Consider the following 21,182-nt stretch of genomic DNA (forward strand, 5'->3'; position numbering starts at 1 on the left):
GGCTGAATACAAAGGAGTCAAATAGTTACAAATTGTTTATTTAATGTCACTTAATGACCATGTTTATATGGGAGGAATAAATAGAAAATACTATTTTGAACAGCAGAAAAAATGCGTCGCAAATACTATTTTACTATCGGAAAATGTCGGTTATAGTGAAGCTGTAAAGTTAAATCGTCTGTTTATTTAAGTTTAACGGACCCATTGTTTCAGGCGGAAAATAGACATACAAGATGTTTATCTAGGTCCTAATTTAAGTAAACACAATCTATATATCCAAACCAGATGGAAGGGCTGATGATTTGACGTTAAATCGTGTTTGAAGTATTGACATTACGTATATTCGTTACAATTCAATTGGATGATAGAACGCTTTTAGCGACTTTTATATGAAAAGGTTCTATTTAAAAGAATAGAATATGAAACACTAACGGAAACAAGAAAGGGGCTGAAATAAAAGATGCTTTTACAAATTCTAATTCCCGCTTATTTTTATCCAGATTGAATTATATAAGTAAGTCCGTCTTTCTTTTACATCGATACGGGCTTATTTTTTGGGTCTATTATGTAATAGCGTAAATTAACAGAATTGATATACTCTTGTTATATTAGCTTAATATAGTTCTAGTATAGTAGGTTACGAGATAGATAATACAATTATTTACAATTGAGGGTTATTATGGGAAATATCGATTCATGAATCGGCAGCCCGATGATTGAAGCCTTGATGATTTAGTTGGGTTTCTTTTGTAGTTATGTAAAATACTGAAAAAGGAGGATAGCCACGAAATAACTGAATTTAAAACATGTGATGTCGAGGTGAAAAAATGTTAGACGAATTTTTGCTCATTCTGTTATTAGCTTCATTAGCTTTGTTCTTCGGGGTTAAGGACAAAATGATTAATGACAAAAACATTACAAGTATCCCAGTCCGTGTAAATGTAAATGGAATTAGGGGTAAATCAACAGTCACTAGATTAATAACAGGTGTTTTACAAGAGGCGGGATACCATACAGTTGGAAAAACGACTGGAACCGATGCAAGAATGCTCTACTGGTTTGATTCCCAAGAAGCTCCGATTAAGAGAAGGATGGAAGGTCCGAATATAGGGGAACAAAGAAGGGTCTTAACGAAGGCTTCTGAGTTAAAAGCTGACGCTCTTGTGAGTGAGTGTATGGCAGTTAAACCAGATTATCAAGTAGTTTTCCAAGAAGAACTATTAAAAGCAAATATTGGTCTAATTGTTAATGTATTAGAGGATCATATGGATGTTTTAGGACCTACATTAGAAGAGGTGGCAGACTCATTTTCAGAAGCAATTCCCTATAACGGTGATCTGATTATTAACGACAGTCCCTATGTTTCTTACTTTAAGCAAATGGCTAAGCAGCGGAATACGAAGGTACACGTATGTGATACATCCGCAATTTCCGAGGAATTTCTTAAAAAATTCGAGTACATGGTATTCCCGGAAAATGCAGCACTAGCTCTTTCTGTTGCCGATGTTCTAGGTATTGATCATGAAACGGCAAAGCGAGGGATGTTAAAGGCTTGGCCGGATCCAGGTGCCATGCAGATCCTTCCAATTGGTGATGCGAATAATCCTAGCTTTTTAGTTAATGGATTTGCTGCTAATGACCCTATGTCAACAATCAATATTTGGGAACGCGTGAAGCAACTGAGTTATCCTACAGAGCAGCCAGTTGTTATTATGAATACTCGTTCGGATCGAGTGGATCGTACGGAACAATTTATCCAGCAGGTTCTGCCAAAAATACAAGCAGAAACACTAGTGGTGATGGGGGATAATACAAGCCTCATCGTAAAGGCATATAAAAGAGGAGAATTCCCGGTCCGAAACCTTTTAGACCTGGAAAGTGCCAGCACTGATGAAATTGTGCGTGTCCTTCAGCCATTCTTATCCGGTAAAACCATTTACGGAGTTGGAAATATTCATGGAGGCGCGGATGAACTGGTAACTCGACTTGAACAAATGAAAATAACAAAAGAAACTGCTTAGAGAGAAGGGAATTGAAAAATGTTTGTATTTGACACAGGAGATATTTATTTGGCAATAACTGCGGGAGTTATTCTCAGCTTATTTTATACAGAATTTACAGGAGTTATTCCAGCTGGATTAGTTGTACCGGGATATATTGCTATGATGTTTACCACGCCAGCAAGTATTGTTGTTACGTTTTTGGTTAGTTTTTTGACATATCTAATTGTCATGAAGGTCATTTCAAAATTTACGATCCTATACGGAAGAAGAAAGTTTACAGCGATGATAACGACCGGAATCATTATGAAAGCAATTTTTGACTTTGCATTTGCTGAATATTCCATTCCTGAAGCCGTTGGTGGATTAGTGGCTATCGGAATTATCGTTCCTGGATTGATTGCAAATACCATTCAAAAGCAAGGTGTTTTACCTACAGTTGCTAGTACATTATTACTTAGTGGATTAACTTTTGGCACAGTTTTTGTATCTAACTATATTTGAGGAGGAATTTAAATGGAAGCTATATTAGACTATCAAAAAAAGCAAAAGGTAAAAAAAGCACAATCAAAACTGACTTTTAAGCAATGGGTTTTAAAATCAGTCAAAACACAAAAGAAACGGACAAGTATGGATTCTATGATGGGGCTAATCATTACCGCTATCGTCTTTTTGATAACTTTGGTGTAACCTAAAACATGCTTAACAACAATAATCGTTTTTACATTATTATAGGTTTGATTGTAGTATTATTCGTAATAATACTTGTTAGAGATAGTGGAATTTTTGATGAACCCCAATCAACAGATCAGAATGCTGACTTCACCCTGAATGATACAACAAGAGAGGATGAGGGTTCGTATGGTGTGTCAACGGATAGTTCAATTGCCACTGAAGTAGGTATGAAAATATTAGAACAAGGCGGAAATGCTGTCGATGCTGCCATAGCAGTAAGTTTTGTATTAGGGGTTGCGGAGCCGCATGGATCGGGAATTGGCGGAGGAGGAACCATGCTGATTCATCCCGGTAAAGGCGAAGCACCAGTCGTCTATGATTATCGTGAAACCGCACCGGATGATACATTACCTTCAAGTGACATAGGTGTGCCAGGTTTTATTAAAGGGATGTACAAGGTCCATGAAGATTTTGGCACAATGAATATGGATGACTTAATTGACCCTTCGATCAATTTTGCTGCAAATGGTGTGACGGTTTCTGAAACCATGCACGATGCATTGGAAAACGAGGCTGATCACCTGCCTGAATTAGATCATTTCTTTCCAGAAGGTGAGCCTATAGAAGTAGGGGAATTATTGGTACAAGCCCAACTGGCAGAAACCTTAGAAGATATCCAGGCTGAAGGACCAGATGCTTTCTATAAAGGAAACATTGCAAATGACATTAGCGATGAGGAAGAGAAAATAGATGAGAAAGATTTGGAATCCTATGAGGTTGAAACCAAGGAACCCATACAAGGTGAATTCGGTGACTATGATGTCTTAGCTCCACCACCGCCTTCAGGGGGAATTATGTTAATTCAAGCTTTAGAAATGGCCGAGTCACTGCAAATTGAAGATACCAAAGATAAGCCGTTAGCTTTTTCGTTATTAATGGGGATCATCAATAGAATAAGTTATAGTGATCGTTTAGAAAATGTGGGGGATCCTAACTATTCAGATGTTCCAATAAATGAAATGATTTCTCAAGATCATATTAATGATCTCGTATCCGAAGTCGATGGACTTGAATTGTCTGAAGAATATCGCAGGAACTTGGAATCAGATGCTGATAAAGAAGATCATGGAAACACGACACACTTTGTGGTGGTGGACAAGAATGGTATGATGGTTTCCGTAACGAATACGCTAAGCAATTTTTTTGGATCAGGAGAATATGTGAATGGCTTTTTCTTAAATGATCAATTAAAAAACTTTAGTACTCGTGAAGATTCACCAAATAGTCCTGAGGCTGGCAAACGTCCATTTAGTTATACAACACCGACAATATTAACGAAGAACGGATCTCCTGTCATAGGTATTGGAAGTTCAGGAGGAAGAAGAATTACGTCAATGGTTGCGCAACAATTAGTAAAAACGATTAAGTTTAATGAACCAATTCAGGAATCTGTAAGCGATCCTAGAACCTTTCTGGAATTTAATGAGGATGTTTTACAGGCAGAGCAAGATTATCTATTTCTAAAGGACCCTGAAGAGCTTGGTATTGATGTTCAATATACGGATGATACTTCCTATTTCGGGAGCATCCAAGGGTTAGTCATTGATGAAAACAATAAAATTCATGGGTTCAGTGATCCGAATAGAGATGGTTCTTGGATGGCAAAATAATTCATTTATCTAAAGTCTTCAAGCCGGAAAAATAAAACTAAAGTAAAAAGAAAGTCTCTCCTCATTCGTTCTGAATGAGGAGAGACTTTCTTTAACGTAATAACCTTGTCTGTCATGATTTGTTGATTTTCTACATTACTTGAAAATCATCTTCCAAAATATTGCCGTAAGTACGATAAGAACTACCAAATAACCATAAATTGCGAAAGGTAAAAAGGTAACGATTAAATGTAAAATCGTAAATACCCCAACAATAAGCATTAATACAAAAATTTTCCCGGCAGGTCCTCCGCCTTGTTGTGCGGTTTCAATTGGCTCGGTAAACGGATATTTTCCGTTATTAAACATCTTATAAGATATAAGCAACTGTAATAGGGCCGAAACTACAACAACCGCTAAATCGGGTAAGATACGGAAGGAAAATACCCAGATGTATAATACGGCCAGTACCAAAACAATCGGTAAGTATAGTTTTACAAAGACTGCCTTTAACGTTGCACTGTACACAATGGCATGTTCTTGAATTGGTGTTGTTTGAAAGATCCATGCTCCTTTATATTTCGCAGAAAACTGCAGCATGTAAACAACGGTACCAACAATAATGTTAGAAAAATAGATTGTTAAAAATGATCTGCCTTGCCCCAATTCTTCTAGTGTCTGAGAGCTCAAATTGTTAAAAAGGAAGATTATCGGAAAAACGAGTGACATTCCGACTGAAGGATATACTTTTAATTTAAAATCTCTCTCCCGACTAATCATAATAGAAGAAAAGCGGTAAAATATCCTTTCCTCTCTGCTGGAGCAAATAAATTTTTCTATCAGATCATTTAGGGTCCATTTTTTTTTGCTTTTTGTGCTCGATTCTTCCATTAGCTTTTGTAAATTCCGTTCGAACGAAGGCATTAATACGTAATATAGGAAAATCGAGACGATTGGTCCTAACAATGCGAATAGGGAAAAGAGAATAATCTCACTGGAATAATTTTGGTTTAACACCAGTTCAAATGGTGCACCAAACCATACTGGTGGAAGCAATACATGCCACCAGCTAAAGTCATAAACATATTCGAAATCTACAAAATCAAATAATCGTATAATGATTTGATAGCCGATTACAACTGCTACAGCTAGTAATATCTGCACATAATTAATAATATCCTTCAGCTTTTCCCCGTCGAAAAATCGTAATACAACCATATAGATTAGTGCAGTAAAAGCTAGTATTAATAGGTCTATTAAAATTATTTCAATAAGGAATAAGAGAAAGTAGATAAATCCTTTAGTAAATAGAAATACAATTGCTGGTATGGCAATAAACGCACCAGTAAGCAGAGTTAAGTAAATCGCTATATGGAGAAATTTGGCTGCATTAATGGTTCGATTGTTTACTGGTTTTGTATTCAAAATAACTTTGTCTCGAACATCTAGAAGTACCGAAGAAAAATCTGAAATCATCGACGTGCTAAGGATGAACATGGCAATCCCAGCTATAATACTGATCTGGAATAAATAATTATCCCCAAGAAATACAAATGGGACGAGCGTAAGACCGTATAAAACATAAATCCATAATGATTTAAGAAATTGATTCCCTTCCTTTTTCTTCGTATTTTGACTAAGAATGGTTGGAACACGACGCTGGTCCATCGTAAGTTTTAATTCAAGAATTTTCCGCATCACAGTATAATCAATATTTAATTTGCGGAAAACCGATTGAAAGGTATCAAGCACTTTTAAAATACGGATGTCACGCATCTCATGTCTCCCCCGTTACAATGGAGACAATCTTTTTCGCTGTTTCTTGATGCTCATCAAATCCAGTTAATTGATTAAAAATAGCTTCAAGTGAACCTGCCTTACCTTTTTCTTTTAGCTCTTCAAAGGAACCATCCGCCGCAATTTCCCCATTCACTAATAGTACAATTCGATTACTTATCCTTTCAACAACATCCATAATGTGAGACGAATAAAAGATAGTCTTTCCCTGATTAGCTAAAGCCTCTAGCATATCTTTAATAACCATAACACTATTCGCATCAAGTCCACTTAATGGCTCATCAAGAAAAATCAAATCTGGATTATGAAGAAGGCTGGATGTGATTAGAACTTTTTGTCTCATTCCTTTAGAAAAAGAGGAGATTCTTGAATGGAAAACGTCCCCCATATCAAACTCTTCTAAAAGACTTAATGCCTTCGTCTCGGCGGCGCCGCGTTCCAAACCATATAATTCACCAATAAATGTGAGATATTCAGCTGCTGTCAGGTTATCATAAATCTCTGCATTTTCCGGAACATAACCGATTTTTTGTTTATATGTATAATCGTTGGAGGAAATATTTTGGCCGAAAATTTCTACAACCCCGCCATAACCATCCACTAATCCGAGCATGATTTTTAATGTCGTGCTTTTCCCCGCACCATTTGGTCCAATATATCCTATGATTTGTCCCCGGTAGACATCTAGATTAATCCCATTTAAAACGTCCTTCCCAGGATAACTCATATACAGATTTTGAAGTGATAATACTTTCTCTTCCATCCTTTGTGCCTCCCTTTTTATTAATCTGTTTTTCTTCTTTTAACATAACAATGTGCAATTTGGAATGCAATGGAAATTGGAGAGTATAAAAATTTTCCCCATTCATAATGAATAGGGAAATTCTAACTTGTTAATCAAGATTGTTCCTCAAATTGGAGCATCTCCAGCCTTGAAATCTTTAATTTTTGTCCATTCTTCAGTTGAATCTGAACGTTAATTGCCGATTCAGGTGAACTATTCAAAAATTCAAAGACCCTTGGAAGTTCTCCTTCCTCAAAAATTTGTAAATATCCAAAGGAAAAATCAGCAGGAATAACAGCGTAACTACCAGCTTCAATATCTTTTCCAACCTCCCAAATCCCCGCAGTTAATTCATTCGAAATCTCTGTAGCTGCTGGAGTTAAAAAGGCTTGGTCCAGCCCATCCACATGAACCGTATGGGAACCATTCAGATCAACCGTAACACTACTAACTCCGTAAGAAAAATCTAATAATTCATCAATTAAAAGTACTTCATTTTCATCATATACAAGAAGTCTGCCTGATTGTGGAGGATCTTCAAAAACACCAGCGCTAATTGTGTATCTACCTTCTGATGGAATAATAGACTCTCCTTTTCTATCGGGAGGACTAATCATAAGTTCTTCCGCGTCAGAATTACTACGGTCAACCGAATGGTAAATAGTGTCACTAATTTCCCCAATAAGATCCTCTCTTTCTTCTCCGATGATTTCATTATTTTCTTGGTAACGTGACACCTTTTCGGAAGGTTCTGGGCTACAACCAATTAAAACGAATAAATAAGAAATGAAAAGGAAGAGAAACATTCGTTTCATTTAATCCACACTCCTAATAGCCTAAATCTCTGAATCGTCATGATAGAATCTTTCATAGTATTCAGCTGTTCCAAGTGGCCCAATTGTTAGTTCTCTTTCCTCATAAGCAGTCAATCGTTGGATCCATTCGTTCTGTTCATACTGATCCATATTTGTGAGTGGAATGCAGCATAGATGGCCTGCGATATAGAGATGACTTTCAGGCAATGGAAAAGTTGAATTGAACTTTTCGTATTCTTCAGGTAGTAAATCTATTTTCAAATATTTATCTGCACTATTATTTGTATCTTGTTGATGGATAATGTCGCCATCTTTTAGATACAGCACACGGTCAGCATATAAATCGAGATTTGAAAGTAAATGGGATGCTACGAATATCAGTTTTCCTTCTTGTTTCATTTGCATTAAACGCCTAGATATGAGGGACACATTTGCTACATCAAGTCCGTTCATTACTTCATCCATTAGCATGATAGGCGTATCAGCTGCAGCAATCATTCCAAAGCATAACCTTTGTCGCATACCAAGGGAATACGTTTTTACTTTCTTTTTTACATAGCTTTCCATCTGTAGTTGGGTATAAATTTTCTTCACATCCCTGGCTGTACCTTTCCACATATTAGCGTATAGCTTCATATGATCAACGCCAGTCAATTCTTCAAATAAATCAGCCTGATCTGGGAAAGTGGCAAGTTGTTGATGGATAGATATTTCTTTCCTTTCCGTTTTGTACTGGAGCTTACCATTAAAGGTGACGGTACCTTGATTTGGTTTTAGGAAATTTGAAATAACGTTAAACAATGTTGTTTTACCAGTTCCGTTCGGTGCAACTAAACCGATAATTTCGCCACTATCCGCAGTAAAGGAAAGATTATCCAGGACGGTTTTTTCTTTATATTTCACGGAGATGTTTTCTAGCTTAAGCATGATAGACCTCATTTCTATTATTTTTAAGGCTAATAAGGGATGATTCAGAATGCTTTTTCCAATGGAGAATTTTTAGGAACCCTTTGATAAGCGTATTTGTTTAAAACATAAATAATAGCGATTAAGAGAATCGTGCTTATGCCTAAGGTCGCCATCGCATTCCAATAATCAATGGAGCTATTACCCAATTCTATTGCAAGCTCTCCGGAAAGAACTTTATGTATATCAATAAATTTGATAGGGTGTATGAAGGTCGCTTTAAACCCTGCAGCCACGGCTATATCAGGTAGCAGGAAAATACCTAGACCAATCAGAATATTGGCGAACGCATTTTTAAATAACATATTTAGTAAAATTGATAATAATAGCAATAAAATTGTAACGAGCGCGAGTCCTAAAAACATATACAGGAGATATTGACTAGCAGATATAGCAAGATAGCCTTCATTCCTATAAATAAGTATCGGAAAAGAAAACTCACCTGCTTCCATTGTTCTTGCTAAATAGATACTCCCAATAAAAAATCCGAGGAGAAGGAAAATGAAAATATGGATACTATGAATCATTATTTTGCTCACTATTTTTTGTATGAAAGCTAAAGGGAATCCGCGCATAACGGATTGGTGTCTTTGCTCATAGATTAGCATTTCGTTGCCGTTAATTAAGACAATTACAAGGAATAACAGACCCGACATCATCGCGAGTGCATTCGTAAAATAGTGATTTGTTGCAAAAGAGTCTGACTCAATCGGTAAATTGTTATCTTTAATAAAATGCAACAACGCATTCTCTTTCAATATCTCTTCTGTAGGAACGATTAAATGATCAGGTATTCCTTCATTGCCTAATTCATGCACTTTCAGTCGCAGTTGATTGAGTTTCAGCCCATCTTCAACATACTGTTCACTATCATTTCCACCGCTAATATGCCAAACTTGCATCCCTAATAGGGATTGGATTTGTGTATGATAATCATAAACTTCCGCAACTTCAGGCAGATCATGGCGCTGCTGATCTAAGTAATCAAAAACCGCGTAAGATATTCCTGTTTCCATTTTTTTCCTGTCTGCTAAGGATTGAGGAGTATCCTGACTATAATATAAGAAAAATAAAATAAAAAAGAGCAGAAGAAATACAGCAATAAACCAACTTTTACGATTTTTTAATAAGAGTTTCAGTTCAAAAAGCGTAAACTTCCAAAACATATCGATTATCCTTTCTGGCTAATGCATACTTTCAGCCCAGTGAATAAGTTAAGCTGCTTTACGATAGAAACGGCGCTTACTAATGATTCGAGAAACGATAAAGAGCATAATTTCAACTGCAAAAAGGGTACAGAGTAATACGATAATTCCTTTTTCATACGTAATAGATTCTAGGTGGACTAAATAATATTTTTCCCCTGAAATAATTCGGCCAAAATCAAAATAAGTCTGTGGAAAATAACTTATATCTACCCCAAATAGCTCGTTTAATGTTCTAGAATAATAGATTCTCTCAGAAAACAATAGAACTGTACTGATCATTAGAACAAGCCAGGAATTTTTAAATAATAAGCTTAAGATAGCATTTATGCGAATGAACAGGTAAACAAGAATCGGTATGATCCCAAGTGCTAAAAGTAAAAACCTAGCGATGGTGATGCTGTCATATTCACTAAATCTGTAGCCGAAATAATCATCTGGCTGTGTACTTGGCACCGTAATCGGTACAGAAAGCTTAAACGAGCCGAACCCATTTTGAATGGACAAGATAATAACTCCCAATAGCAATAATCCAATAAGTATCATGTGCATGTAGAAAAATGCAACCATAGATTTGACGTTGATTAAGCGATACCAGCCAATCGGCATGCCTTGTAAGACTGTTCGATGTTGTCTGTCCTTGGAAAAGATGTCACTACTAAAATAAATTGCACAAAATATCACGCTGGCAGCAGTTGTGCCGAGAAGGAAATTAACAAGGCTCTGTAAAGCTGTTTTTTGCTCAATCATGTTATATGTAATGGGGATATTTGCATCTAAATAACCTTGATAACGGAGATTTCTTAAACTAACGTTGCGTTCCTGATCATAAGCAGGAAAACGAGCATCAGCAATTAACATCCAATCGCGGCTTGCATTTACTGCACCAAAATCGAAGTTTTTCATTCGTAATTGAACAAAGCGGTTGAAATTTTTATCTTCAAAGGCGTACAGCATTCTACTTTTCACTCTGGAATCATGGACACTATTGGCATAAGGGGAACCAGTCATTTCACCATATCCTGTGCCACCTCTAGCAATCATTCCCTCTTGTACAGCTTCAAGGTTTTTGATGTCTGCTTGGATTTTTTCCGGATTAAACGAATCAGCTGTTTCTGTTGCTGGAAGAACTAGAAAGCAATAAGTTAACAGTAAACTAACAAGAGCAATAATAAATAAGTAATTCTTTTTGCTTCTCATTATCATTTTGAACTCATGTATTATGAGTGAACGATTCATCTCCATACCTCTCTAATATCACTTTATTTTAATTCATTCTCTATTAAAACTGGATTTGAATTTATAGAAAATTCCCGCTTGTATCTACATTGTAATGGAATGGAAATAAATTGTAAATAAAATTTAAATATTTTGTGTTGTGTAAAAATTAGGTCTCCGAATAAAGAGAGGATAGTTATTTAAATTTTTGTGGAGATAAAGAACTTATCACTTGGTCGTGTAGTAATTTAAAATACTAACTCTATTATTTACAGACATCTTAAGATCAAAGCTGACTATAACTTAGGTTATATAATCACAAATGTCATCTACTTCACAGCAATGATCTCTGTTATTCGCCGATTACCATTCCACAGAGGCACCCGAAATACGTTTGACTCCCCGAATTGCAGCTATTTCTTCAATAAGTCTATGCATAGCCAGGTTCTTTTGCTTTGCTTCTATCATAATGTCAACGTCCTGATTAAGCTCTTTTGCCATCTTTAAGAAGGGGAGAATAAAGTCTGAAGATACAAAATCTGCGTGGGAACGATAGGCCTGATCAGATTTTGGTGAAGAGATGTGGACTTTCGGTATTAAATGAAAGTTATTCCAAGTCGCGAAAATATGGGGTAAATAAAGTGCGAGGTCGTTCTCTTCTTTATTCGCCATATAATGGTGGTAATCGAGTACCATTGGTATATTTTCCTTTTCACACGTAATTAGCGTTTCTCGAACATCATATGTTTTATCATCATTTTCTAGTGTCATAAGTTTTTTAATTTCGTTTGGTAATTGTTTTAGGTTTTTATGAAAACGATTCAATGACTCATTTTTATCGCCATAGGCTCCACCAATATGAATATTAATTAATGCGCTATCAAGTGCATCCATTGCTTGGAGCATCTTAAAATGATATTCCATATTCTTTACAGCATTCATGGTTAATTCTTCTCGTTTGCTTGTGAAAAGGGTAAATTGGTTAGGATGAAAGCTTATACGAAGCTTAAACTGTTTAATCAGGTTTCCAATTTCCGCCCAGTCGTTTTTAAATGGAGTTAAGAAATCCCACATCACTTCTGGGTGGGTAGCTAGAGGAACAAGCGAGCTCGAAAGCCGATATAATTCTATTTCGTGCGCGATATTGTAATACAAAATTCTTTTGGTGTGATGTAGATTTTGTGCTGTAATAGATTTCAGCTTTTCCATTCTCTCGTTTTTAGAAAGCTTCGAATACCGTGCAAACGTCAATGTTTTTGATGGACTTGCATCCCATAAACCTAGTGCATTTGCTACATAGCCGAATCGAATCTTCATTTACTTTCTCCACCTCTTGTTAATACTGGAATGTAACTTATTCTAGTAGGTTTATTTAAAACTTAAATTATTTTTTGCAGCATTCCATTAATGTATACAGAAAAGTGTCGGCGGGTAAAATTACCTTAAAGGCTGCAAGTTGATCGTTGAACTATATTACGTTAACTGGCACATTAGCCATAAGTGTCTTCTGATAATTTAACGCAACACAAATCTTTACATTTTCTTTAAAGTTTTTATAAAACCTGTTGGTTATAATTAGAATATAAGAGGAGATAAATGCATTTATTTAGTAATGGAGATCGTAAAATTATGACTTGTCTTGCAAAGGAAACGCTTCAATCCTAAAGGAGGAATCGTTCATCTAATGGCAGAATTACATGTATATAATTTTTCATTTCAAAATTTAAGCCAGAAAAATATGTCTTTCACTCAAGTGTTTCAGCATATTAAGCGATTTATGGAAAAGGATCGGAATGGAAGCTATAAATTAATGTTCGGAACGGATTCGCAAGTGCATTCCAGCTATACACGATTTATTACTGGAATTGTGATTCACTGTGAAACAAAAGGTGCTTGGGCATGTATCCGCAAGGTCATTATTCCAAGGAAAATGATGAATTTGCATGAGCGAATATCCTATGAAACAACCTTAACAGAAGAAGTCGTATCGATGTTCAGTGAAGAAAAGAAAGAGGAGTTAATTAATATCATTTTGTCAAACATTTATAAGGGTGCTTCTTTTTCTATTGAAGGACATATTGATATCGGTTCTGAGCGGAAAAATAAAACAAAAATATTTGTTAATGAAATGGTTTCAAGAATGGAATCATTAGGAATTGAGCCGAAAATTAAGCCGGAATCCTTTGTTGCAAGCTCCTATGCGAATCGTTATACAAAATAGAATGTATACATACGTTTAAATTAGGATAACTCCTCACCTCCAATACATGTTTCTGTTACATTTTTCAAATACTAACGTAGAGACTATATACAGTTGGTGAGGAAAATTTGAAAACTTCTACGTACACTAAAGAAATGATTCGCTTATTAAATATGGATATTTATTGTGAATACATACTCCATAATAAGCCGCCAATTATTTTTATTCACGGGTTTGTATCGTCGGTTTATACATTTCGCAGAATCATTCCACTTCTTTCTAAACATTTTTCAATTATAGCAATTGATCTACCAGGATTCGGCAGGAGTGTTAAGTCCATTTCATTTATTTATACCTATGAAAATTACGGGAAATTGATTGCTGCTTGCATTGAACATTTTCAGTTGGAAAAGGCCTTTTTGGTCGGTCATTCGATGGGTGGCCAAATTGCATTAAATACAACCAAGATAGTACCAGAAAGGATCGATAAACTTGTGCTATTATCAAGTTCAGGCTATCTAGAGAAAGCAAAAAGATGGCAGCGCTATTGTTCTTATCTGCCTTTTTGTGAGATAGCAGTCAACTATGTGCTGAACAAAAAATCTGTTCCAGATAATTTGAAAAATGTATTTTATGATCATTCATTGATTTCTGAGGATCTCATTGAAGAATTTGGCCGCCCATTAAAAGAAAAGAATTTCAATAAATCCATGATGCGTCTACTGCGTTACCGAGAAGGCGACTTAACGAGTGAACAGCTTAAAAGTATAGATAAGTCAATCTTATTAATATGGGGAAGGGAAGATAATGTAGTACCGTTTCATATTGGGATGAAATTAAAGGAGGACCTACCAAATTCCGAATTAATTGCTTATGATAAGACTGGCCATTTAATTACAGAAGAAAGGGCCGAAGCTGTTTCTGAACAGATATTTACATTTTTTAGAGAATCATAATATCGTTATATTGATTACTCTCTGAAACATATACCATAAGAATAAATTCAATGCTAAAATCAATACTTTGATAATTGACAAGGGGAAGAAGCATCTATTGCTAGTCTTATACAATGTGATAACCCATATAATTTGGTTAACGTAAGATGTTGTACACATTGGAATAAAAGTAGCATAAATAAAGACAAGTCTTTTTTCTTCAATTAATGCTTGTTTTTCCGCCGATAAGAAGGTATAAGCTTTCTTAAGCCTGTATAAGTGCAGCTAAGCGTTTGCCTAAAGGCTTGTACTCCAAAGTATATGGGCTTCTAAGAAAGCATAGAAGTAATTGTCTCAATATGTTCATAAATTTCCTTAGAATTAAAAAATTTCCATGCTATACTAACGGTAGATATAGTTACATCCATTTGAGAAATTTAACAAACCTAACGTGATGTAATTATATATTTTTACTCATATTTGTGAAATCATTCACAAATATAATTGTGAATGATTTCACAATAAAGTGGAGGGATATATGATGAAGCGTAAGTTAGTGATGATTGGAAATGGGATGGCTGGAGTTAGATGTATGGAAGAAATATTAAAAAGGAATCGTGAAGCATTTGATATAACAATTGTTGGTGATGAACCTTATCCTAATTACAATAGAATTATGCTATCACATGTTTTACAAGGGAAAACAGAGATTAAAGATATCAACATTAATGACTGGAAATGGTATGAGGATAACGATATTACGTTATTTACGGGTGAAAAAGTAACCGAGATTGATCCTGAAGAAAAAGAAATTAAAACAGATAAAGGTAGTGTAATTTCTTATGATGAATTAATTATAGCAACAGGTTCCAGTGCCTTTATTCTACCTGTTAATGGGAGCGAGCTTGAAGGAGTAATAGGCTTTAGAACGATTCAGGATACGGAAGTCATGATTGAGACAGCAGATCGTTATCAAAAGGCCGTCGTTATTGGTGGTGGACTTCTCGGCTTAGAAGCAGCGAGGGGATTAATGGATCGTGGGATGGAAGTGGAAGTCGTACACTTAATGCCAAATCTAATGGAACAACAGCTGGATGCACCAGCAGCAAAAATGTTGAAAAAAGACTTAGAAGCCCAGGGCATGAAATTTTTAATGGAAAAGCAAACAACTGAAATATATGGAAATGAGCGAGTGGAAGGGATTAAATTTTCAGATGGTACTTCCGTTGAATGTGATCTTGTCGTGATGGCGGTAGGAATACGTCCGAATACACAATTAGCAAAGCATGCAGGTTTAGATGTAAATAGAGGTATCATTGTGGATGACCATATGCAAACGTCAATTCCTTCTATTTATGCAGTCGGAGAGTGTGCGGAACATAATGGCATTACCTATGGCTTGGTTGCACCGCTTTATGAGCAAGGAACAGCGCTTGCTGAATATCTAACAGGAGCAAAAACAACTGGCTATCAAGGGAGTATCTTATCAACACAATTAAAAGTTGCTGGCTGTGATTTATTCTCAGGTGGGAAAATTGCTGAAGATGATGAAACAGACGCTATTATCGTGCATGATCAGTTTGCCGGCGTTTATAAAAAAGTGCTAGTAGCAAATAACAAGGTTGTTGGTGTTGTCCTTTATGGAGATGCATCAGATGGAACAAGATTATTTACAATGCTGAAGAAAGAAACAGATATAAGTGAGTTTACAAGTGCTGCTGTTCTCCAAAAGGCGGGAGAAGATGCTGTCGATGAAATGATTGCAGATATGAGCGCAGACGAAACAGTCTGTGGCTGTAACGGTGTAACGAAAGGCACAATTGTCCAAGCAATTTTAGAGCAGGATTTGAAGTCATTTGAAGAAGTGAAAACTTGTACAAAGGCTGGTGCGTCTTGTGGAAAATGTCGAGGAGTTGTTGAAGGGATTCTCTCTCATACACTAGGGGACAACTTTGATCCGACAGCAGAGAAAACAGGCATGTGTGCATGTACGCCACTGACACGTGATGAAGTAGTTGCAGAAATTAAAGAAAAAGGATTGCAATCACCGAAAGAAGTCCGCAATGTGCTCAAGTTTACGAATGAAGAAGGCTGTCCCGCTTGCCGACCAGCACTCAATTACTATATGAGAATGGTTTGGCCAGAGGAATATGAGGATGATAAAGCTTCCCGGTTTGTAAATGAACGGATGGATGGAAATATCCAAAATAACGGTACTTTTTCTGTCGTTCCTCGGATGTATGGCGGAACAACAACAGGTGACGAATTAATTCGACTTGGAGAGGTTGCCAATAAATATGACGTGCCATTAGTAAAAATTACAGGTGCAAGTCGAGTCGGGCTATACGGAGTGAAAAAAGAAGATGTTCCACATGTATGGGAAGATCTAGGCATGCGTTCAGGATATGCCTATTCTAAATCATTACGAAATGTAAAATCCTGTGTCGGATCGAGATTCTGTCGCTTTGGCACACAAGATTCTCTAGGGTTAGGAATAAGGCTGGAGAAAGAGATAGAAATGGTAGATACGCCACACAAGATGAAAATGGGTGTGTCAGGATGTCCTCGTAACTGTGCAGAGGTTTTAACGAAAGACTTTGGAGTTGTCTGTGTTGAAAATGGCTACCAGCTCTACTTCGGTGGTAATGGTGGAACAGAAGTACGTGAATGTGATTCCTTTATAACAGTAAAAACGGAAGATGAAGTTATTACGATGGCAAAGGCTTATACGCAATATTATCGTGAAACAGGTATTTATAATGAAAGAACAGCTCCGTGGGTAGAGAGAATTGGCTCGGAAAATATTAAGCTTGTTTTATTGAACGAAAAACGGAATGCTGAATTGGTTGAACGATTCAACAAGGCAAAAAATACGTACGAAGAAGCTTGGTCAAGCACACTTCTTAACATGAAGAAAAAAGAGATGTTTGAAATTGTGAAAATATGAGCAACTGAAAATAGTTCATGGCTGAAAAATAGGAGGTCATCTACTGATGAAAACAAAAGAAATAGTTAAAATCATGGAACTTGAAAATCTGCCGAAACAAATAGGAAAAGAAGTTCATGTAGGCGGGGAATCCATTGCTCTGTTTCATTTGAGCAATGGGGATGTCCGGGCAATAGGGAGCAGATGCCCACATACAAATGGACCTTTAGCAGAAGGAATCGTTTCCGGAGAGTTTGTATTTTGCCCCCTGCAAAACTGGAAAGTCTCACTCGTCACAGGTGAGGTTCAAAAACCGGATGATGGTGCTGTACCAACGTATGAAACAAAAGTCATTGATGGCTATGTATATATAGCGGTGTAGACGATGGAAAATAAAAAAGGTTTTGTTTCATTTGTCGGTGCAGGTCCTGGAGATATCGGATTAATTACAACAAAAGGCTTGGAATGCTTAAAACAGGCAGATATCATTTTATACGATCGTCTTGCTAATCCAAGGTTATTACGTTTTGCAAAGCAATCTTGTGCATTTATCTATTGCGGGAAGCTGCCGAATCGACATATCATGCGACAAGAGAATATCAATCAATCACTTGTTCAGTTTGCAAAACAAGGAAAATACGTTGTTCGTTTAAAAGGTGGAGACCCTTCCGTATTCGGAAGGGTCGGTGAAGAAGCAGAGGAACTTGCAGCATCTGATATACCTTATGAAATTGTCCCGGGAATCACCTCTAGTATTGCAGCGGCTGCTTATGCAGGAATACCTGTTACACATCGAAATTACAGCAACAGTTTTACACTTAGAACCGGTCATGCTTGTATAAATAATGAACAAATGAATGAAGACAAAAACCATACAGGGGATACAATCGCTTACTATATGGGAATGAAAAAGCTGGTTGAGAACTGTGATGAACTGATTAATCAAGGAAAATCGCTTGATACTAAAGTAGCTATTATCCAGTGGGGAACTTTAGGGAAACAAAAAGTGGTAAAGGGAACATTGGAAACAATTAAAGACATTATCAAGAAAGAGAATATTGGTAATCCCGCTATGATGATTGTTGGTGACGTCGTAGCACTGGGCGACTCGCTTGCTTGGTTTGACAATAAAAGATTTCAAGGGAAACGGGTGGTGATTGCTAAAGCATCAGGAAGTCCATTTGATTTAGAACGTTATTTTACAGAGCTAGGAGCTGAAGCATATTCATTTCCAGTTTTTAAGAAGAAAAGCAAGCAATTTAGCGAAAATGAATTAGAAACAATAATGAATGCGAAAAAACTAATTTTCGCCGCTCCAGAAAGCGTGGAACCGCTGTTTAATCAATTAGCAAAGGCGAATTTTGATATTCGCGACTTGCCTCGTAACATTGAGTATCAAACGGTGAAGGTAAAGCAAGCATTAGCTGCGAAGGGAATTATTGCGGCAAAAGCACAGGGAAGTAATGCGGGTGCAATCGTAATTGGTCCCGAAGGTTATGAAAATAAGGAAGCGAAGCTGTACTATTCTCATGAGTGGCTTGTCGATTCACGTTTTGATGCAATCAATAAGCGACTGCTGATGGAAGACAAATGGGAGACCGTTATTTTTCCAAATAAAGCTGCTGTGAAGTGCTATGTAGAAGAATTAGAGAAACTCGGAGTTCACCACCTTGATGCTATTCCATTTGCCTATATCGGAGAAACTGTAAAGGAATATGCTTTTGGATTAGGATTTAATGCAATTGATGAGTCAATCCAGTCTGAATTGGAGCGGATGGAATGGAGGCGTGGAGAATGATTGATGCCGTTGTGTATATTGGGCATGGCAGCCGGCGCGATGAGGGGAACGAGCAATTTAAAACATTTATTGAATCGGTTAAAGAGGATGTTCCATTACCGAATCAAGAAATAGCATTTTTGGAATTGACGCATCCAACCATTGCTGAAACACTTGGAAAGCTAATCGAAAGGGGAGCCGAACGATTTCTTATCGTGCCTGTTCTTTTATTTTCAGCAGTCCATCACAAACAAGATATTCCAGAAGCATTACAAGCGATTCGCTCTAAACACGAGCACATATCTTTTCGAATAACAGATCCATTTGGTGTTCATCCGAATATGATAAAGCTTGTAGTGAAACGGATTAAAGCTGAAATGTGTGAAAAGAACGCAGCAATTTTGCTTGTAGGTAGAGGAAGTAGCCAACCTGGCCCGATTATGGGATTACAGCAAATCGGTCGAGTCGTTGAACAAAGCCTGGATAAACCAGTATACGAAGCTTTTCTGACAGCTGCTGTTCCAAGCTTCGATACAGCGATCGCAAAGCTGAAAAATCAATATGAGAAAGTCTATGTCATGCCTTACTTATTATTTACTGGATTATTGCTGAAGCGGATAGATCAAACCATCAAAGATAACAATAACTTTATTTTATGCAAGAATCTAGAGTTTGATGAGTTAATGAAGCAAACATTAATCGAGCGAATGGAGGAGGTGTGTTATGGAGCAGCTATATCCAATGATAATGAAACTGCATGGCAAGAAAGTTGTCATAGTTGGCGGAGGTCAAATAGCTCTGCGTAAGGCAAAAGGACTTGCAGGAACAGGTGCAGCGATTACAGTGATTAGTCCACGTATCCTCAAGGAACTGGAGCAATTACATGATGTTGCATGGAAGCAGAAGGAATTTGAAGAGAAAGATATCGAGGGAGCACATCTGATTTTTGCAGCTACGAGTAACAAATCAATTAATAAAAATGTTTGTGCGTGCGCCGATGATTTTCAATGGGTCAATGATATAAGTGATAGTGAAAACTCTAGCTTTATCACGCCGGCAATCGTTCGGAGAGAGAAGTTCATTTTGACGATATCAACATCAGGAGCAAGTCCAATATTAGCGAAAAAGCTGAAACAAGAGCTAGAGGAACGCTACGATGATCAGATGGGGGAATTAGTAAATGCGTACGAGAAAAGGAGAAATAAAAAATGATGGAGACGATAACTGCATTTAGTAATACAGCCGCATTAAAAGTGAACCAACTAAAGAATAGTAAAAGCAAATATTTTCTGATGGCGATGCTAGCTGGACTTTTCGTTGGACTTGGAATCATTCTGATTTTTACAATCGGTGGGCAGCTTGAAGCCTCCAATGCTCCAGGCACTAAAATTATCATGGGTATTTCCTTTGGCATTGCTTTGAGTTTAGTCATCATGGCTGGAGCAGACCTGTTCACAGGGAATAATATGATCATGACAATTGGACTTTTGATGAGAAAAACAACTGGCTTAGATGCAGGTCGAATTTGGTTCTATAGTTATTTTGGAAATTTTGCCGGGTCCATTCTTGTTGCAGCACTTTTCTTTTATTCGGGACTAGCATCGGGTGATACAGCCAGTTATATTACTTCCGCAGCAAGTGTTAAGATGAATGCACCATTTATGGAATTGTTTGTTCGTGGAATACTCTGTAATATACTCGTTTGCTTGGCAGTTTGGTGCTCGGTCAAGCTGAAGGATGAAACAGCGAAATTAATTATGATATTCTGGTGTTTATTTGCTTTTATTACATCAGGATTTGAACATAGTGTTGCGAATATGACATTATTATCACTTTCCTTAATGGTCCCGCATCCGGAAACTGTTTCATTTGCAGGTCTTGTCGCGAATTTAATTCCAGTATCAATTGGTAATATAATTGGAGGTGCTCTGTTCATCGGAGCTGCTTATTGGTACGGAATAACCGATAGACGTTCAAAGGTTCAGCCTGCAGTCAAACAAGGACTTAGAAAGGAAGCTTAAAAATATGGTGAACCTTCCTAAATATTCTATGTGAGCAGAGAATAATGCAATTGGCTATTTCTATTGATTATTTGTATGAAATTCTGCTAACTAAGGTACTGTAATCTGCCTGCAAACATTTAAGTTCATTATTAAATTTATTTTTAAATTATGGTAGACTAAAAAAGTAAAACAAGCCCAAAAATGAAAAGGGGTAAACCATGTTTAAAAAAAT

General features: G+C 36.8%; 19 protein-coding genes. 12 read left to right on the forward strand and 7 right to left on the reverse strand.

Features of this window, described 5'->3' with window-relative positions:
- The first annotated feature begins 827 nt into the window (after positions 1-827).
- The 4 genes from pgsB to ggt are packed head-to-tail and all read left to right on the forward strand — an operon-like array spanning position 828 to position 4,345.
- Positions 828-2,021, forward strand: coding sequence for a poly-gamma-glutamate synthase PgsB (gene pgsB, locus NST46_RS10895; RefSeq protein WP_095314360.1), 1,194 nt, complete (start codon positions 828-830; stop codon positions 2,019-2,021).
- An 18-nt stretch (positions 2,022-2,039) separates the two neighbouring features.
- Positions 2,040-2,504: a poly-gamma-glutamate biosynthesis protein PgsC gene (gene pgsC / locus NST46_RS10900; protein WP_095314358.1), complete on the forward strand. Its 465-nt coding sequence runs from the start codon at positions 2,040-2,042 to the stop codon at positions 2,502-2,504.
- A 12-nt stretch (positions 2,505-2,516) separates the two neighbouring features.
- Complete coding sequence (locus NST46_RS10905; protein ID WP_158586282.1) at positions 2,517-2,690, forward strand: hypothetical protein; 174 nt, start codon at positions 2,517-2,519, stop codon at positions 2,688-2,690.
- Between the two features lie 8 nt (positions 2,691-2,698).
- On the forward strand, positions 2,699-4,345 hold the full coding sequence (gene ggt, locus NST46_RS10910; RefSeq protein WP_341137175.1) for a gamma-glutamyltransferase: 1,647 nt from the start codon (positions 2,699-2,701) through the stop codon (positions 4,343-4,345).
- Between the two features lie 135 nt (positions 4,346-4,480).
- Here ggt and NST46_RS10915 read toward each other — a convergent pair whose 3' ends face one another.
- The 7 genes from NST46_RS10915 to uvsE all read right to left on the reverse strand — a co-directional run bounded on the left by NST46_RS10915 (position 4,481) and on the right by uvsE (position 12,426).
- On the reverse strand, positions 4,481-6,100 hold the full coding sequence (locus NST46_RS10915; protein WP_341137176.1) for a hypothetical protein: 1,620 nt from the start codon (positions 6,098-6,100) through the stop codon (positions 4,481-4,483).
- Between the two features lies 1 nt (position 6,101).
- Positions 6,102-6,884 carry an ABC transporter ATP-binding protein gene (locus tag NST46_RS10920; protein WP_095314354.1) on the reverse strand — a complete coding sequence of 261 codons (783 nt, stop codon included), beginning with the start codon at positions 6,882-6,884 and terminating at the stop codon, positions 6,102-6,104.
- A 134-nt stretch (positions 6,885-7,018) separates the two neighbouring features.
- Positions 7,019-7,720 carry a hypothetical protein gene (locus tag NST46_RS10925; protein ID WP_341137177.1) on the reverse strand — a complete coding sequence of 234 codons (702 nt, stop codon included), beginning with the start codon at positions 7,718-7,720 and terminating at the stop codon, positions 7,019-7,021.
- 21 nt (positions 7,721-7,741) lie between these two features.
- Positions 7,742-8,647: an ABC transporter ATP-binding protein gene (locus tag NST46_RS10930; protein WP_340002914.1), complete on the reverse strand. Its 906-nt coding sequence runs from the start codon at positions 8,645-8,647 to the stop codon at positions 7,742-7,744.
- Between the two features lie 44 nt (positions 8,648-8,691).
- Positions 8,692-9,852 (reverse strand): hypothetical protein, encoded by a 1,161-nt coding sequence (locus NST46_RS10935; RefSeq protein WP_303450320.1) that lies wholly within the window; start codon positions 9,850-9,852, stop codon positions 8,692-8,694.
- A 48-nt stretch (positions 9,853-9,900) separates the two neighbouring features.
- Positions 9,901-11,097, reverse strand: a complete 1,197-nt coding sequence (locus NST46_RS10940) for a hypothetical protein (RefSeq protein ID WP_341137178.1) — start codon at positions 11,095-11,097, stop codon at positions 9,901-9,903.
- A 375-nt stretch (positions 11,098-11,472) separates the two neighbouring features.
- Positions 11,473-12,426 carry a UV DNA damage repair endonuclease UvsE gene (gene uvsE / locus NST46_RS10945; RefSeq protein ID WP_341137179.1) on the reverse strand — a complete coding sequence of 318 codons (954 nt, stop codon included), beginning with the start codon at positions 12,424-12,426 and terminating at the stop codon, positions 11,473-11,475.
- Positions 12,427-12,793: 367 nt separating this feature from the next.
- On the opposite strand from uvsE, the gene NST46_RS10950 reads away from it, so the two are divergent.
- The 8 genes from NST46_RS10950 to NST46_RS10985 all read left to right on the forward strand — a co-directional run bounded on the left by NST46_RS10950 (position 12,794) and on the right by NST46_RS10985 (position 20,968).
- Positions 12,794-13,330, forward strand: a complete 537-nt coding sequence (locus NST46_RS10950) for a ribonuclease H-like YkuK family protein (RefSeq protein ID WP_341137180.1) — start codon at positions 12,794-12,796, stop codon at positions 13,328-13,330.
- 152 nt (positions 13,331-13,482) lie between these two features.
- Positions 13,483-14,265: an alpha/beta fold hydrolase gene (locus tag NST46_RS10955; RefSeq protein ID WP_341137181.1), complete on the forward strand. Its 783-nt coding sequence runs from the start codon at positions 13,483-13,485 to the stop codon at positions 14,263-14,265.
- A 520-nt stretch (positions 14,266-14,785) separates the two neighbouring features.
- Positions 14,786-17,191 (forward strand): nitrite reductase large subunit NirB, encoded by a 2,406-nt coding sequence (gene nirB / locus NST46_RS10960; protein WP_341137182.1) that lies wholly within the window; start codon positions 14,786-14,788, stop codon positions 17,189-17,191.
- A 46-nt stretch (positions 17,192-17,237) separates the two neighbouring features.
- Positions 17,238-17,552, forward strand: coding sequence for a nitrite reductase small subunit NirD (gene nirD, locus NST46_RS10965; protein ID WP_432806639.1), 315 nt, complete (start codon positions 17,238-17,240; stop codon positions 17,550-17,552).
- A gap of 3 nt (positions 17,553-17,555) precedes the next feature.
- Positions 17,556-18,968 carry a uroporphyrinogen-III C-methyltransferase gene (gene cobA / locus NST46_RS10970; protein ID WP_095314336.1) on the forward strand — a complete coding sequence of 471 codons (1,413 nt, stop codon included), beginning with the start codon at positions 17,556-17,558 and terminating at the stop codon, positions 18,966-18,968.
- Positions 18,950-19,753 (forward strand): sirohydrochlorin chelatase, encoded by an 804-nt coding sequence (locus NST46_RS10975; RefSeq protein WP_445254484.1) that lies wholly within the window; start codon positions 18,950-18,952, stop codon positions 19,751-19,753. The genes cobA and NST46_RS10975 overlap by 19 nt, the downstream gene beginning before the upstream one ends.
- On the forward strand, positions 19,671-20,159 hold the full coding sequence (locus NST46_RS10980; RefSeq protein WP_118889956.1) for a precorrin-2 dehydrogenase/sirohydrochlorin ferrochelatase family protein: 489 nt from the start codon (positions 19,671-19,673) through the stop codon (positions 20,157-20,159). Before NST46_RS10975 ends, NST46_RS10980 begins: the two co-directional genes overlap by 83 nt.
- On the forward strand, positions 20,156-20,968 hold the full coding sequence (locus tag NST46_RS10985; RefSeq protein ID WP_095314334.1) for a formate/nitrite transporter family protein: 813 nt from the start codon (positions 20,156-20,158) through the stop codon (positions 20,966-20,968). Before NST46_RS10980 ends, NST46_RS10985 begins: the two co-directional genes overlap by 4 nt.
- Positions 20,969-21,182: the final 214 nt, after the last annotated feature.

Source organism: Oceanobacillus sp. FSL W7-1309 (assembly GCF_038002145.1).
GTDB lineage: Bacteria > Bacillota > Bacilli > Bacillales > Amphibacillaceae > Oceanobacillus > Oceanobacillus profundus.